General features: G+C 76.7%; 15 protein-coding genes. 8 read left to right on the top strand and 7 right to left on the bottom strand.

The window, feature by feature from the left end:
* Positions 1-33 precede the first annotated feature (33 nt).
* A complete protein-coding gene (locus WA616_RS22315; RefSeq protein ID WP_336033521.1) occupies positions 34-363 on the bottom strand; it encodes a rhodanese-like domain-containing protein in 330 nt (109 codons plus the stop codon).
* A 69-nt stretch (positions 364-432) separates the two neighbouring features.
* On the opposite strand from WA616_RS22315, the gene WA616_RS22310 reads away from it, so the two are divergent.
* Both WA616_RS22310 and WA616_RS22305 read left to right on the top strand, forming a co-directional pair.
* A complete protein-coding gene (locus WA616_RS22310; protein ID WP_336033288.1) occupies positions 433-948 on the top strand; it encodes a PH domain-containing protein in 516 nt (171 codons plus the stop codon).
* Positions 945-2,474: a PH domain-containing protein gene (locus WA616_RS22305; protein ID WP_336033286.1), complete on the top strand. Its 1,530-nt coding sequence runs from the start codon at positions 945-947 to the stop codon at positions 2,472-2,474. The genes WA616_RS22310 and WA616_RS22305 overlap by 4 nt, the downstream gene beginning before the upstream one ends.
* A gap of 107 nt (positions 2,475-2,581) precedes the next feature.
* On the opposite strand, the gene WA616_RS22300 is transcribed toward WA616_RS22305, so the two are convergent.
* Positions 2,582-3,286, bottom strand: coding sequence for a response regulator transcription factor (locus WA616_RS22300; protein ID WP_336033284.1), 705 nt, complete (start codon positions 3,284-3,286; stop codon positions 2,582-2,584).
* 57 nt (positions 3,287-3,343) lie between these two features.
* Here WA616_RS22300 and WA616_RS22295 point away from each other — a divergent pair, with 57 nt between their 5' ends.
* From WA616_RS22295 to WA616_RS22285, 3 genes are all read left to right on the top strand, one after another.
* Positions 3,344-4,081 carry a sensor histidine kinase gene (locus WA616_RS22295; protein ID WP_336033282.1) on the top strand — a complete coding sequence of 246 codons (738 nt, stop codon included), beginning with the start codon at positions 3,344-3,346 and terminating at the stop codon, positions 4,079-4,081.
* Between the two features lie 122 nt (positions 4,082-4,203).
* A complete protein-coding gene (locus tag WA616_RS22290) occupies positions 4,204-5,064 on the top strand; it encodes a manganese catalase family protein (RefSeq protein ID WP_336033280.1) in 861 nt (286 codons plus the stop codon).
* A 118-nt stretch (positions 5,065-5,182) separates the two neighbouring features.
* Positions 5,183-5,461, top strand: a complete 279-nt coding sequence (locus WA616_RS22285) for a hypothetical protein (protein WP_336033279.1) — start codon at positions 5,183-5,185, stop codon at positions 5,459-5,461.
* A gap of 82 nt (positions 5,462-5,543) precedes the next feature.
* Here WA616_RS22285 and WA616_RS22280 read toward each other — a convergent pair whose 3' ends face one another.
* Both WA616_RS22280 and WA616_RS22275 read right to left on the bottom strand, forming a co-directional pair.
* Positions 5,544-7,190, bottom strand: coding sequence for a solute symporter family protein (locus tag WA616_RS22280; RefSeq protein ID WP_217651084.1), 1,647 nt, complete (start codon positions 7,188-7,190; stop codon positions 5,544-5,546).
* Positions 7,183-7,578, bottom strand: a complete 396-nt coding sequence (locus tag WA616_RS22275; RefSeq protein ID WP_336033278.1) for a DUF485 domain-containing protein — start codon at positions 7,576-7,578, stop codon at positions 7,183-7,185. The genes WA616_RS22280 and WA616_RS22275 overlap by 8 nt, the downstream gene beginning before the upstream one ends.
* Before the next feature lie 164 nt (positions 7,579-7,742).
* Here WA616_RS22275 and WA616_RS22270 point away from each other — a divergent pair, with 164 nt between their 5' ends.
* Positions 7,743-8,981: a Rieske 2Fe-2S domain-containing protein gene (locus WA616_RS22270; RefSeq protein ID WP_336033276.1), complete on the top strand. Its 1,239-nt coding sequence runs from the start codon at positions 7,743-7,745 to the stop codon at positions 8,979-8,981.
* 136 nt (positions 8,982-9,117) lie between these two features.
* Here WA616_RS22270 and WA616_RS22265 read toward each other — a convergent pair whose 3' ends face one another.
* Positions 9,118-9,684, bottom strand: coding sequence for a MarR family transcriptional regulator (locus tag WA616_RS22265; protein ID WP_336033274.1), 567 nt, complete (start codon positions 9,682-9,684; stop codon positions 9,118-9,120).
* A 98-nt stretch (positions 9,685-9,782) separates the two neighbouring features.
* On the opposite strand from WA616_RS22265, the gene WA616_RS22260 reads away from it, so the two are divergent.
* Both WA616_RS22260 and WA616_RS22255 read left to right on the top strand, forming a co-directional pair.
* On the top strand, positions 9,783-10,319 hold the full coding sequence (locus WA616_RS22260) for a hypothetical protein (RefSeq protein WP_336033272.1): 537 nt from the start codon (positions 9,783-9,785) through the stop codon (positions 10,317-10,319).
* Between the two features lie 58 nt (positions 10,320-10,377).
* On the top strand, positions 10,378-11,583 hold the full coding sequence (locus WA616_RS22255; RefSeq protein WP_336033270.1) for an MBL fold metallo-hydrolase: 1,206 nt from the start codon (positions 10,378-10,380) through the stop codon (positions 11,581-11,583).
* A gap of 3 nt (positions 11,584-11,586) precedes the next feature.
* On the opposite strand, the gene WA616_RS22250 is transcribed toward WA616_RS22255, so the two are convergent.
* Both WA616_RS22250 and WA616_RS22245 read right to left on the bottom strand, forming a co-directional pair.
* Complete coding sequence (locus WA616_RS22250) at positions 11,587-12,573, bottom strand: LacI family DNA-binding transcriptional regulator (protein ID WP_336033268.1); 987 nt, start codon at positions 12,571-12,573, stop codon at positions 11,587-11,589.
* 59 nt (positions 12,574-12,632) lie between these two features.
* Positions 12,633-13,487: an Fpg/Nei family DNA glycosylase gene (locus WA616_RS22245; protein WP_336033266.1), complete on the bottom strand. Its 855-nt coding sequence runs from the start codon at positions 13,485-13,487 to the stop codon at positions 12,633-12,635.
* Between the last annotated feature and the right edge of the window lie 69 nt (positions 13,488-13,556).

Here is a 13,556-nt window from a genome sequence, read left to right as displayed (position 1 = left end):
GGGCGTGTGCACCTCCGCGGACGTGCACACGCCCTACCGCACGAAGGGCGGCTGGCCGGTCTCGCTCACCAGGGGCCGGCCCGCCGCCTCCCACGCGCCCATCCCGCCGCCGACGTTCACCGCGTCGTAGCCGTTCTGGTTGAGCCAGGCGGCCACCCGGGCCGAGCGCCCGCCGCTGCGGCAGACGACGTAGAGCGGGTCGCCCTCGGGGACGTCGTCGAGGCGCGCGGGCACCTGGCCCATCGGGATGTGGGTGGCGCCCTCGGCGTGGCCGGTGACCCACTCGTCGTCCTCCCGGACGTCGAGGAGGACGGCGTCGGCGGGCAGCTCGTCGGCGGGCACGGTCGGGACCTGCTGCGGCATCACGGCGCCCATCCTCCCAGCCCGGGCGCGCGGGCCGCCCTCCGCGCGGTCCTGGGAGGATGGGCCGTGATGTCCGCCGCCCCCGCGCCCCCGGTGTCCGAGCCGGCCTGGTCGCTCTCGCGCTCGGCGATCTGGCTCTGGGTGACCGAGGGGATCGTCGGCACGCTCGTCTACGGCGCGGTCGTCACCGTCGCCGTGCTCCTCGTGCCGGGCTCGGTGGGTGGCCCGGTGCCGGTGCTGCGCTGGCTGCTGCCGGTGCTGGTCGGCGTCTACGCGGTCGTGGCGATCGGGATCCGGCCGTGGATCCGGTACCGCGTGCACCGCTGGGAGGTCACCGCCGAGACGGTGCACACCCTCACCGGCTGGCTGACCCGCACCTGGACGCTCGTGCCGGTCGCCCGGATCCAGACCGTCGACGTCACCCGCGGCGTGCTGCAGCAGCTCTACGGCCTGGCCAGCGTCGCGGTGCTGACCGCGTCGTCGCAGGGCACCGTCCGCGTCCCGCACCTGGAGGTGGCGGTGGCCGAGCGGGTCGCCGAGGACCTGGCCCGCCGGGCCGAGCAGGTGCGGGACGAGGCCACGTGACGGAACCCTGGGCGGCGCCCGCCCCGCCGGTGGCCGCGCCGCCCGCACCGCCGCCGCCCGCGCGCCGCACGTCGCCCCTCGTGGTGCTGCTGCACACCGTCACCTTCAAGCAGGCCCGGCAGGTCGTGCCGGCGGCGATCCCGGTGGTCGCCGCGGTCGGCATCGACGGACCCGGCGTCGTCGTCGCGCTCGTGGTGGCGGTGACGGCGCTGTCGCTGCTCTTCGCCGCCCTCACGTGGTGGCGCACCACCTACGCCGACACCCCCGCCGCGGTGGTGGTCACCCGGGGCCTGCTCGCCCGGTCGGTGCGCACCGTCCCCAACGACCGCATCCGCGGCGTCGAGGTGGAGGCGCCGGCGCTGCACCGGCTGTTCGGCCTGGTCCGCGTGCGCATCGACGCCGCGGCCGGGGTGGGCACCGACGGTGACGAGGAGGTCGTCGTCGACGGCGTCCCGCGGGCCGAGGGCGACCGGCTGCGCGTCTCCGTCCTCACCCACCGCCGCTCGGCCCGGCCCGTGGCGCCGGGCGCCGACCCGGAGGCGCCGTCCGAGGAGCCGCCGGAGGAGGAGCTCGCCCGCTTCGACCCGCGCTGGCTGCTGTACGCGCCGCTGGTCGCGAGCTACCTGGCGGTGCCGCTGGCCGCCGTGGGGGCGCTGTCGCGGCTGCTGCAGGAGCTCCCGCGCGACCTGCGGCCCGACCTCGACGGCCCGGAGCTGACCGGCGGCGTGGTGGCCGTCGGGGTGGCCCTCGCGCTGGCGCTGCTCGCCGTCGGGGCGGTGCTCGGGGCGGCGGTGGTCAACTGGGGCTTCCGGCTGGTGCGCCGCGGCGGGTCGCTGGTGGCCGTGCGCGGGCTGCTCACCCGCCGGCACACCGAGCTGGAGGTCGACCGGGTCCGCGGCGGCACGCTGGCCGAGGGCCTGGGCATGCGCCTGGTGCGCGCGGCCCGGGTGAACGCGCTGGTCACCGGCCTGGGCGCGGCCAACCGGCGGGGGCAGCTGTTCCCGCTCGGCCCGCGGCCGGAGGCGGTGCGGCTGCTCGGCGTGCTGGTCGACGACCCCGGCCCGCTCCGGCCGCACCCGCCGGCCGCGCGGCGGCGGGCCGTGTCCCGCGCGGTCCTGTCCGGCCTCGTGGTCACCGCGGGCGGGGCCTGGCTGTCGGCCGGCACCGGCTTCTGGGGCCTGCTCGCCGCCGGGATCGTGCTCACCGTGCTCGGCGTGCCGCTGGGTCTCGGGCGCTACGCCGCGCTCGGGCACGCCGCCGGGCCGCGGTCGTTCAGCGTGCGCAGCGGCCTGCTGGTGCGCGAGCAGGCGGTGCTGCAGCGCCGCGCCGTCGTCGGCTGGACCGTCCGGCAGACGGTCTTCCAGCGCCGGGCGGGCCTGGCCACGGTCACCGCCTGCGTGGGCGCCGGGGCCGGCGGCTACGCGGCGGTGGACATGGCCGCCGCCGAGGTCGCGGCGTTCACCGTGGCGGCGTCCGGCCCGTGGGCCGCCGCGGCCGCGGCCGCGGCGCCCCCTCCCGCCGGCTGACCCCCGGCGTCCCGCTGGCCCGTCGGGGCCACCTTCCGGAACGCGGGCGTGTCGATCACGCGCCCGGGTAGCGGGGGCGCGATGCCCCCCGCACCGCCGGCTCCTGCTCAGCCCGGCCCCTCGGTCCCCTTCCGGAGGCCTGCGCGGCCGGCGAGCGCCGCCGCCTCCACGCGGGTGGCCACGCCCAGGCTGCGCAGCAGCGAGGCGACCAGCCGCTTGGCCGTGCGCTCCGAGACGTGCAGCGTCGTGGCGATGTCGACGGTGCTCGTGCCGTCGGCGACCAGCCGCCACAGCCGGCGCTCGTCGCTGGTCAGCCGGTCGGCGACGGTCTGCTCCCCGGTCGGCGCGGCCTCGTCGAGCAGCTGGCGCAGCAGCGCCTCCGGGACGACCGACCAGCCGTCGAGGACCGCCAGCAGCGGGCGGACGAGGTGCTCGGGGTCGGCGGTCTTCGGCAGGAAGCCGGCCGCGCCCGCGCGCAGCGCCTCCAGGGCGGCGTCGGCCTCGGCGAGCCCCGACAGCGCCACCACCCGCACCATCGGGTCGGCGCGGCGGATGGCCGCGATCGCCCGCACCCCGCCCGGCGGCGGCATGTGCAGGTCCACGACGGCGACGTCGGCGTGGTGCCGGCTGACCATGGCCGCGGCGGCCGAGGCGTCGTCGGTGGTGGCCACGACGCGCACCCGGCCCTCGCTCACCCCCGGCAGCAGCAGCGACAGCCCCCGGCTGAACAACGGGTGGTCGTCGACGACCACCACGTCCACGTGCCCGCCCATCTGCCCGTGGCGCCCAGCCCCGGCGTCGGTCGACCCCACGACCCTCCCGTCCTCCGCGGCCGGCCTCCGCCGTCCGCACGCACCCCGGAGGTGCCCGTGACCCTCGCCCCCGACACCCCCCGCACGCAGCGGCCCAGCGGACTCCTGCCCGACCTCGCCCGGGTGGTGCGCGACCACGTCGTGCGCGCCGCCCGCCGCCGGCGCCCGGAACCGGAGCTGCCCCCCACCCCGGAGACGGCGCTGCTCCGGGCGATGTGCCACGACATGCGCAGCCCGCTGGCCTCCCTGGAGGCGCTGCTGGGCACGCTCGACCGCGTCCCCGCCGACCGTCCGGAGCTGCTGGAGCTCGCCCGCGCGCAGACCGCGCACCTGTCGTCGATGCTGCGCACCGCGGACGCCACGGGCGGGGCGACCCGCCGCACGGGTGGCCGGCTGCTCGGCGACGTCGTCCGCGCGGCCGTGTCCGCCTCCGGCCTGCCGGCCGGGCAGCTGTGCCTCGCCCTGCAGGACCGGGCCGCCGACGTCCGCGTGGCCGACGCCCGGGTGCAGCGGATCCTCACCAACCTGCTGGAGAACGCCCACCGGCACGGCGACGGCGCCCCGGTGGTGCTGGCGGTGACCAGCCGCGGCGGCGTGGTCCGGCTGTCCCTGACCCAGGCCGTCGCACACCCGCAGCGCGTCGTGCAGTACCTGCGCCGCGGCGTCCCGCCGGTGGACCTGACGGGGCTGGGGCTCTGGTCGGTGCAGCGGCACACCCACGACCTCGGCGGCGCCGTCGTCTGGGCGGTGACCGGCGCGGGCCTGACCCTCCGGGTGGACCTCCCGGACCGCTGAGGGGAGTTCCGGACGATCTGGCACCGGGGGGCCACGGGACGGCACGGGCGGGCCACCGGGGGCGGGCAGATCCAGGGGGTCACCGCAGCGGCGGCGACGCGACGACGCCCCGAGGAGAGCCCGTGTTCACGCACACCCACGCCCTGCAGTACGAGGCCAAGCCCGACGGTCCGGACCCGGACTTCGCCCGCAAGATGCAGGAAATCCTCGGCGGCCAGTGGGGCGAGATGACCGTCGCCACCCAGTACCTGCTGCAGGGCTGGAACTGCCGGCTGCCCGGCAAGTACAAGGACATGCTCCTCTCGATCGGCACCGAGGAGCTGGCCCACGTCGAGATGATCATCACGATGATCGACCGGCTGCTCGACCACGCGCCGCTCAAGCCGGACGCCGCCGACCGCACCAAGGAGGCCGCCGCCGGCTACGGGCAGCACAACCCGCAGCACCTCATCGTCAACGGGCAGGCGGCGTCCTACCAGGACAGCATGGGGAACCCGTGGACCGGCGCGTACGTGACCGCCAGCGGCAACCTCTACGCCGACTTCATGTACAACGCGACGGCCGAGATGCAGGGCCGGCTGCAGGTCGCCCGCATCTACAACATGACCGACGACCCGGGCGTCAAGGACATGCTCCGCTTCCTCATCACCCGCGACCACATGCACCAGCAGCAGTGGCTCGCCGCGGTCGAGCAGCTCAAGGAGGACGGCATCGAGGGCCTCCCGGTGCCGGAGGCCTTCCCGCTCGACGAGGAGATCGGCGACCTGGGCTACACCTTCATCCAGGCCTCCGACGGCCCCGAGGCCGCCAACGGCCGCTGGGCCTCCGGCCCGTCGATCGACGGCCGGAGCGAGTTCCGCGCCGCCGCCATCGAGGCCACCGCCGACGCCCCGGTCCTGCCCCCGGGCGACCCGCGGCTCTACAGCACCCCGCAGACCGAGGCCCACACGATGCTGCAGAAGGCCAAGGACCTGCTCAAGTGAGGCGCTGACCTCGCATCCCCCGTGCCGTCGCCGCGCCGGTGGCCGGGCTGTCCGCAGCCCGGCCGCCGGCCCGGCGGGCGCGTCCCCCGCTCGACCGGCAGTCCCCCGGAGGTCCCCCGTGCACCTGCCCTCCCCCGCCGTCCTGCTGACGGCGGTCCACGCCGCGGCGCTCGCCGTCGCCGTGGCGGCCGCCGCCACCGGCTCGGTCCGCGAGGCCCTGGCCGGCCTCGTCGTCGCCGCCGCCCTCGGCATCCGATTCGCGGTGCACCGCTCGCGCCGCGCCGCCCGCTCGACCGGCTCGGCCATCACCGCCGTCGACGCCGCGCTGCCGGACGCCCTGCCCGACGCGCTGGCCGCCCCCCTGCCCGACGCGGTCCCCGCCGTCCGCGCGGCCTGACCCCGGCCCGGACGCGCGAGGCGCGCGCCCCCGGGTGGGGACGCGCGCCTCGGCCGGTGCTGCGGGGCCCGCAGGGCCTCCGCTAGTGCTGGACGGCCTTCTCGGCACCGATCCCGGTGAGGGAGCGGACCTCGAGCTCGGCGTTCTTGTCGAGGTCCGGCTTCTCCTTGGACAGGATCGAGCCGAGCCAGCCGAGGAAGAACGACAGCGGGATCGACACGATGCCCGGGTTGTTCAGCGGGAACCAGTGGAAGTCCACGTCCTGGAACAGCGACGGGGACAGCCCGGTGGCCGGGTTGACCGGGGCACCGGACACGACCGGCGAGAAGACGATCAACACGATGCACGCGATGAGGCCGCCGTACATCGACCACAGCGCGCCCTGGGTGGTGAACCGCTTCCAGAACAGCGTGTAGAGGATCGTCGGCAGGTTCGCCGACGCGGCCACCGCGAACGCCAGCGCCACCAGGAAGGCGATGTTCAGGCCCGCCTGCAGCGCCAGGATGCCCAGGCCGATCGAGATGGCCCCGATGACGATCGCGGTGATGCGGGCGACCTTCACCTCCCCGTTCGGCGACACCTGGCCCTTCTTGATCACCGACGCGTAGACGTCGTGCGCGAAGGAGGCGGAGGCGGTGATCGTGAGCCCGGCGACCACCGCGAGGATCGTCGCGAAGGCGACGCCGGCGATGATGCCGAGCAGGATCGTCCCGCCCAGCTCGAAGGCCAGCAGCGGCGCGGCGGAGTTGACCGCACCCGGGGCGCCGAGGATCCGCTCGGGGCCCACGAGCGCGCCCGCGCCGTAGCCGATCACCAGGCTGAACAGGTAGAAGACGCCGATCAGCCAGATCGCCCAGACCACCGAGCGACGGGCGTCCTTCGCCGTCGGCACGGTGTAGAAGCGCATGAGCACGTGCGGCAGGCCCGCCGTGCCGAGCACCAGGGCGAGGCCCAGGGAGACGAAGTCGAGCTTCGAGGTGCCGGTGGCGCCGTACTGCGCGCCGGGGGCGAGCACGTCGCGGCCCTCGACCGCCACGGACTGCGCGTCGCCGAGCAGCGAGGACAGGTTGAAGCCGAACTCCGTCAGCACCCACAGGGTCATCACCAGGGCGCCCGCGATGAGCAGCGTGGCCTTGATGATCTGCACGTAGGTGGTGCCGCGCATGCCGCCGACCAGCACGTAGATGATCATCAGCGCGCCGACCAGGACGACGACGAGCGCCTGCGCCGCCTCGCCGGTGACCCCGAGCAGCAGGGTGACCAGCCCGCCGGCGCCGGCCATCTGGGCCAGCAGGTAGAACAGCGACACCGCGAGCGTGGAGATCGCCGCCGCGGTGCGCACCGGGCCCTGCCGCATCCGGAAGGCCAGGACGTCGGCCATCGTGTACCGCGCAGTGTTGCGCATGAGCTCGGCGACGAGCAGCAGCGCGACGAGCCAGGCGACGAGGAAGCCGATCGAGTAGAGGAAGCCGTCGTAGCCGTAGACGGCGATCGCGCCGGCGATGCCCAGGAACGACGCCGCGGACAGGTAGTCGCCGGCGATGGCCAGGCCGTTCTGCGTGCCGCTGATGTTGCGGCCGGCGGCGTAGTAGTCGGCCGCGCTCTTGTTGTTGCGGCTGGCGCGGAACGTGATCACCAGGGTGATCAGCACGAACGCGCCGAAGATCGAGATGTTGACGGCGGGGCTGCCGATGGTGGCGTCCGCCGCGAGCACGGTGGTGTCAGGCACGGGTGGCACCGCCCTTGCTGATGTCGGTGCCCCTGCGGCCGGAGCCGGCGTACTGGTGGCTCTCGAGCCGCTCGCGCATCTCGTCGGCGATGGGGTCGGTCCTGCGGTTCGCGTGCGCCACGTACAGGTGGGTGATCACGAACGTGGAGACGAACTGCCCCAGCCCCAGCAGGACGCCGAGGTTCACGTTGCCGAAGACCTGCGTGGACATGAAGTCCGGCGCGTAGGTCGAGAGCAGGACGTAGAGCAGGTACCAGGCCAGGAAGGCCACGGTCATCGGGAAGGCGAAGCGCCGGAAGCGCCTGCGCAGCTCGGTGAACTCCGGCGAGTCCTGCGCCTGCCGGTACTCCTCCGGCGTCAGCAACCGCCGTTCGGCGGGTTCTGTCACGGGTTGCTCCCTCGTCGATCCGGAACGCCACTGGTCTTGTGACCGCGCTCACCTTAGGGGTCGAGAGGTTGCGTCGCGCACCACCGAAACTTTCGAGGCCGGGCCGTGACCTGAGCTTCTTCCCGGCGGAACGCGGCGGTAGCGCGGCGGCGCTGCAATGGGTCATGACCGCGACGCGGATGCCGTCGACCGCACGGACGGCGGGCTGGTTCCCGGTGGCGCGCGCCGCCGAGGTGGGGACGACGCCGGTGCCGGTGGGCGCCGGCGGCCGGTCCTGGGTCGTCGTCCGGCTGCGGCCGGGCGCGGAGGTGAGCGCCTTCCCCGCCCGCTGCCCGCACCGCCTGGTGCCGCTCGCGGCGGCCACGGTGGTGGAGGGCCGGCTGCAGTGCCCGTACCACGGCTGGCGGTTCGACGGCGACGGCCGCTGCGTCGACGTGCCGTCGCTGGGCCCCGACGGCGCCGCACCCCCGCGCGCGGACCTCGCCGTCCCGTGGGCGGTCGAGGAGCGGCACGGCTGGGTCTGGCTGGCGCCCGAGCGCACCGCCGTCGGCCTGCCCCCGGCGCCGTCGGCCGCCCCCGTCCCGGAGCCGGCGCCGGCCCCCGCGCCGCCGGCCGGCCCGGTGCTCGGCAACCTGCACCCCGCCCTCGAGCACGCCTGGCACCCCGTCGCGCTGTCCCGGGAGCTGCGCCCCGGCGGCTGGCTGCAGGTGCGGCTGCTCGGGCGCACGTGGACGCTGTCGCGCACCGCCGCCGGCGTGACCGCCGACCCGCCGGCCTGGGGCGTGCGGGAGCGGCTCGGCGTCGTCTGGCTGGCGCCGGCCGAACCGCGCGGCGCCGACCTGGTGGTCCCCGAGGACGGCGACCGGCGGTTCGTGCGCGGCTGGCTGCCGCCGGCGCGGTCGGCGGGCCCTGCCGCGACGCTCGCCGACGCGCTCCTCGACGTCGCCCACCTGCCCTTCGTGCACGCGGACGGCGGCGATCCGGAGGTCGCCGGCGGCACGGTCACCGCGGAGCCCGGCGGCTTCACGGTCGAGCGGTCGGCGGGCGGGCAGCGGGTCACCGCGGTGTTCCGCGTCCCGTTCCTGCTCCGGCAGCGGACCGACCTCGGCGACGGCGCGGCCCGGACGCTGCTGGTCCTCCTGCAGCCCGAGGACGCCGACTCCACCCGCGTGCACGCCTGCGTGCTGCTCGCCGCGCCGCCCGGGGCACCGCTGCCCGGGCCCGACGACGTCGCGGCCGCGGTGGCCGCCGAGGCCCGGGCGCTCGACGAGGACCTCGACCTGCAGGCACAGCTGGAGAGCCCGGGCCTGCCGCTGGACCTGCGCGCGGAGCTGCACGTCCGCGCCGACGCCGCCGGGGTGGCGCTGCGCCGCACCCTCGCCGACCTCGCCGCCGGACGCTGACCTCGCCGCCCGCCGCCCGCCGCTGACCTCGCCGCGTGGTGCCCGACCTCGCCCCGCAGCGCGAGGTCGGGCACCACGGCGCGAGGTGGAGTACGGCGGTGAGCCGGGACGCCACCGGAGGGAGCCCGGACGGGCGTCAGCCGGCGGGGAGCTCCTCGCCGCACGCGGGGCAGCGGGTGGGCGGATCCTCGTCGGCGAGCCGGCCGCACGCGGGGCACACCCGCGCCAGCCAGCACGCCGGGTCGCCGCCGTCGTCGGCGGGCGCGCGCGGGACCGGGGCGGTGACGACGTCGAGCCCGACGCCGGCCGTGAACTCGGCGAGCGCCTCCAGCACCGCCGCCCGCCGCTCCGGCGGCACACCGTCGAGCGCCGCGCGCAGCTCGGCCAGGCGCAGCGCGTCGTAGCGCGCGACGAGGTCCTCCCCCGCCGCCGTCAGCCGCAGGCTCACCGTGCGGCGGCTCGCCGGCGAGGGCCGCCGGTCGACCCAGCCCGCGGCGACCAGCCGGTCGACCAGGCGGCTCGTGGTGGACACGCCCCCGCCGACGCCGCGGGCGAGCGCGGCCAGCGCGAGGTCGGGGCGCTGCCGGAGCACCGTGAGCGCCCGCAGCTGCACCACCGACACGGTCCCCAGCTCGCCGGCCGCCCGGGTGGAGACGCCCACCAGCGCCCGCGCCAGCCCGAGCAGGACGTCGTCCGCCTCCACGACCCCTCCCTGATGTTGCAGTACGGCAACAGTTGGCATGCAACAGGTCTTTCCCGGGGCAGACGCTACGCACCCGACCGCCCGCACGAGGAGGACGCGTGTCCCGCACCGCACTCGCCGCCCCCGCGGCGCTGCTGCTCGCCGTGGCCGCCTGCACGACCGGGGAGCCACTGTCCACACCGGGCCCCGAGGTCGTCGGCGGCGCCGTCGGGCCGGACGAGGCCGTGACCGGCGACCTCTCGGTCCTGCAGGTCCAGTTGGAGTACCCGCTCGACGGCGTCCACGACGAGGGGGACGACGCCCGGCTGTTCCTCGGGATCGCCAACAGCGGCACCGCCGACGACGCGCTCGTCGACGTCACCGGGCCCGACTTCGCCGACGCCGTCGACGGGGACGGCGGGGAGGTCGACGTCCCCGTCCCGGCCGGCGACAACGTCTACGTCGGCGCCGAGGGTGCGCCGACGGTGACCCTCGTCGACCTCGGGCGCGAGCTCCGCAGCTCCCAGTCGATCCCGGTCACCCTGGTGTTCGCCGAGGCCGGCGAGGTGACGATCGACGCCGTCGTCGCCGCCGAGGGGCAGGACCCGCTCCCGCCGTTCGACTTCCCCGACCCCGCCGAGGACGTCGATCCGTGACGACGGCCTCCCTCCGGCGTCCGGCCCCCGTCCAGGGAGGGCTGGGATGCTGGAGGGCGTGCCGTCCCCGCGCCGAGCCCGTCGCCTCGCCCTGACCGCCGCCCTCGCCCTGCCCGCCGGCTTCCTGGCCCGGGCCGCGTGGGGCCTGCCGACGGCGATCGGCGCCGGGCGCCGCGAGATCCGCCCGACGGTGGCCGGCTCGCCGCAGTGGTCGGCCGGCCGCTTCTCCAACACGCTGCCCACGCCGGCGCTGCCGCCGCCCAACGCCCGCCGCGGGCTGCTGCGCCAGTGGCACGACGACCGGCACGTCGGCCTGCCCGCCCGCCCGGTGCCGCTGGCCCGCCCGGAGATCCCGGCCGAGGCCGGCGAGCTCGCCGTCACCTGGTTCGGGCACTCGAGCGCGCTGCTGGAGGTCGACGGCGCCCGCGTGCTGGTCGACCCGGTGTGGGGCCACCGCGTCTCGCCGTCGCCGGTGTTCGGCCCCACCCGCCTGCACGAGCCCCCGGCCCCGGTGGAGACCCTGCCCCGCGTCGACGCCGTGCTGATCTCGCACGACCACTACGACCACCTGGACCTGCCCACGGTGCGGGCGCTGGTCGAGCGGCAGGACGCGCCGTTCGTCGTCCCGCTGGGCGTGGGCGTGCACCTGCGGCACTGGGGCGTCCCGGCCGACCGCGTCGTCGAGCTGGACTGGGACGGCGCGACGACGGTCGGCGACCTGACGATCACCTGCACGGAGGCGCGGCACTTCTCCGGCCGCTACCTCACCCGCGACACCACGCTGTGGTCGTCCTGGGTGGTGGCCGGTCCACGGCACCGCGTGTTCTTCGGCGGCGACACCGGCTACACGCCCGCGTTCGCCGGCATCGGCGCGCGGCTGGGCCCCTTCGACCTCACGCTGCTCCCCATCGGCGCCTACAACGACGCGTGGGCGCACATCCACATGGACCCCGAGCAGGCGGTGCGCGCGCACGGCGACCTCGGCGGCCGCGCCCTGCTGCCGGTGCACTGGGCCACGTTCAACCTGGCCTTCCACCGCTGGGCCGAGCCGGTGCAGCGGCTGCTGGCCGCGGCCGCCCCCGACGTGCCGGTGCTGGTGCCCCGCCCGGGCCAGCGGGTCGACGTGCTCGCCCCGCCGCCGCTGGAGGACTGGTGGACCGCCGTCGACGCGGCCGGGGAGGACCGGCCCGACGACGACGCCGGCGCCGGCGGTGCGGCGCTCGCCCGGCTGCTGTCGCGCCTGACCTCGCTGCTCGCCGGCTGACGGTCAGGCGCTGCGGCGCAGGACCAGCTCGGAGGGGAAGAACAGCGTCCCGTCCGCCCGGGCGCCGGTCAGCACCGCCCGCACGGCCGCTCCGGCGATCCGCTCGACCGGGTGGGTCGCCGTCGTCAGGTCGGTGACCTCGGCGAGCGGCGCGTCGTCGAAGCCGGTGACCGCGACGTCGCCGGGCACCTGCCGGCCGTGCCGGCGCAGGACGGCGAGGACGCCGAGGGCGACGTCGTCGCAACTGCCGAGAACGGCGTCGGTGTCGGGCCAGCGGGCGAGCACCTCCTCCGCGCCGGCCGCCCCGGCCGCGGCGTCGAAGCCGCCCGGGACCGTGCGCACCGGCAGCCCCGCCGCGGCGACGGCGGCGCGGAAGGCCGCCACCGGCCGCCGGGTGCACGGCAGCCACTCCGGGCCGGTGACCATCGCGATCCGGCGGCGCCCCGACCGGACGAGGTGGGCGACCGAGGCGGCGGCCGCCGCGGCGGCATCGACGTCGACCGAGGGGACGACGGCGCTGCCCACCCCGATCGACACGACCCGGCCGCGCAGCTCCCGGGGCACCGCGGCCAGCTCCTCAGCGGTGGTGTTGACCAGGACGACGCCGCCGACGGTGCGGTCGCGCGCGAGCGCGTCGAGCTCGGCGGCGGGCGCGTGCAGGGGCAGCCGGCGCAGCGCCACGCCCAGGCCCTCGGGGGCCAGCAGGCGGGCGGCGGTGCTCAGCACCCGGCCGGTGTAGGCGCAGTCGAGCACCGCGTCGGAGGTGCCGGTCATGGCGACGACGAGCCGCGTGCCCGTGCCGCGGGCCAGCGCCCGGGCGATCGGGTCGGCCACGTAGCCCAGCGCCTCGGCGGCGGCGCGGACCCGGCGCAGGACGTCGGCCGACACCGGCCCGGAGCCGGTGACCGCGCGGGACACCGTCGCGCGCGAGACCCCGGCCGCGCGTGCGACGTGCTCCAGGGTCACCACCGGGGGCGGCCGCTCTGCCACGGCTCCGTCGTACCACGCCGCGGCCCCCGGCGGACCCCCTCCGCGGGCTGGGACCGCTCTCAGCGCAGCAGCTTGCTCATCCGGCGGTCGGCCAGCGGCTTGCCGCCGGTCTGGCAGGTCGGGCAGTACTGCAGCGAGGTGTCGGCGAAGCTGACCTCGCGGACGGTGTCCCCGCAGACGGGGCAGGGCAGGCCGGTGCGCGCGTGCACCTGCAGGCCCGAGCGCTTCTCGCCCTTGAGCGTCGCCGCCTGCTGCCCGACCTGGCGCTGCAGGGCGTCGGTCAGCACCGCCCGGACGGCGTCGTGCAGCCGCAGGACCTCGTCGTCGGTGAGCTTGTCGGCCATCTTGAACGGCGAGAGCCGGGCGACGTGCAGGATCTCGTCGGAGTAGGCGTTGCCGATGCCCGACAGCAGCGTCTGGTCGGTCAGCGCACCCTTGACCTGGCCGGAGCGGCCGGCCATCAGCCGGGCGAAGGTGTCGCCGTCGACCTCGAGGGCGTCGGGGCCGAGCCGCTCGATCCCCGGCACCTCGGCCGGCGAGCGGACGACGTGGACGGCGAGGCCCTTGCGGGTGCCCTGCTCGGTGAGGTCGAAGCCGTTCCCGTCATCGAGGTGCACGCGCAGGGCGAGCGGCCCCTTGCCGGGCTTGGGCGGCGCGGCGGGCAGGGCGGTGCGCCAGTGCAGCCACCCGGCGCGGGCCAGGTGGACGACGAGGTGCAGGCCGGAGACCTCGAGGTCGAGGAACTTCCCGTGCCGGGAGGCGCCGGTGACCTCCAGGCCGGACAGCGCCGACAGCGGCGGGTCGAACGTCTTCAGCGCCTGCAGGCCGGTCAGGTCGGTGCGCGCGACCACCCGGCCGACGGCGTTCTCGCGGAGGAACGCCGCCAGGGCCTCCACCTCGGGCAACTCGGGCACGACGACATCGTCGTCCTCCGGACGACACCGCGGCCAATCACCGTCCCCCACCCGGGTGGAGCCCCTCGT

Origin of the sequence: Geodermatophilus sp. FMUSA9-8 (genome assembly GCF_037034165.1) — a bacterium.
GTDB lineage: Bacteria > Actinomycetota > Actinomycetes > Mycobacteriales > Geodermatophilaceae > Geodermatophilus > Geodermatophilus nigrescens.
The sequence above is the reverse complement of the archived record's forward strand: the minus strand, read 5'-3'. Positions and strand labels throughout refer to the sequence as shown.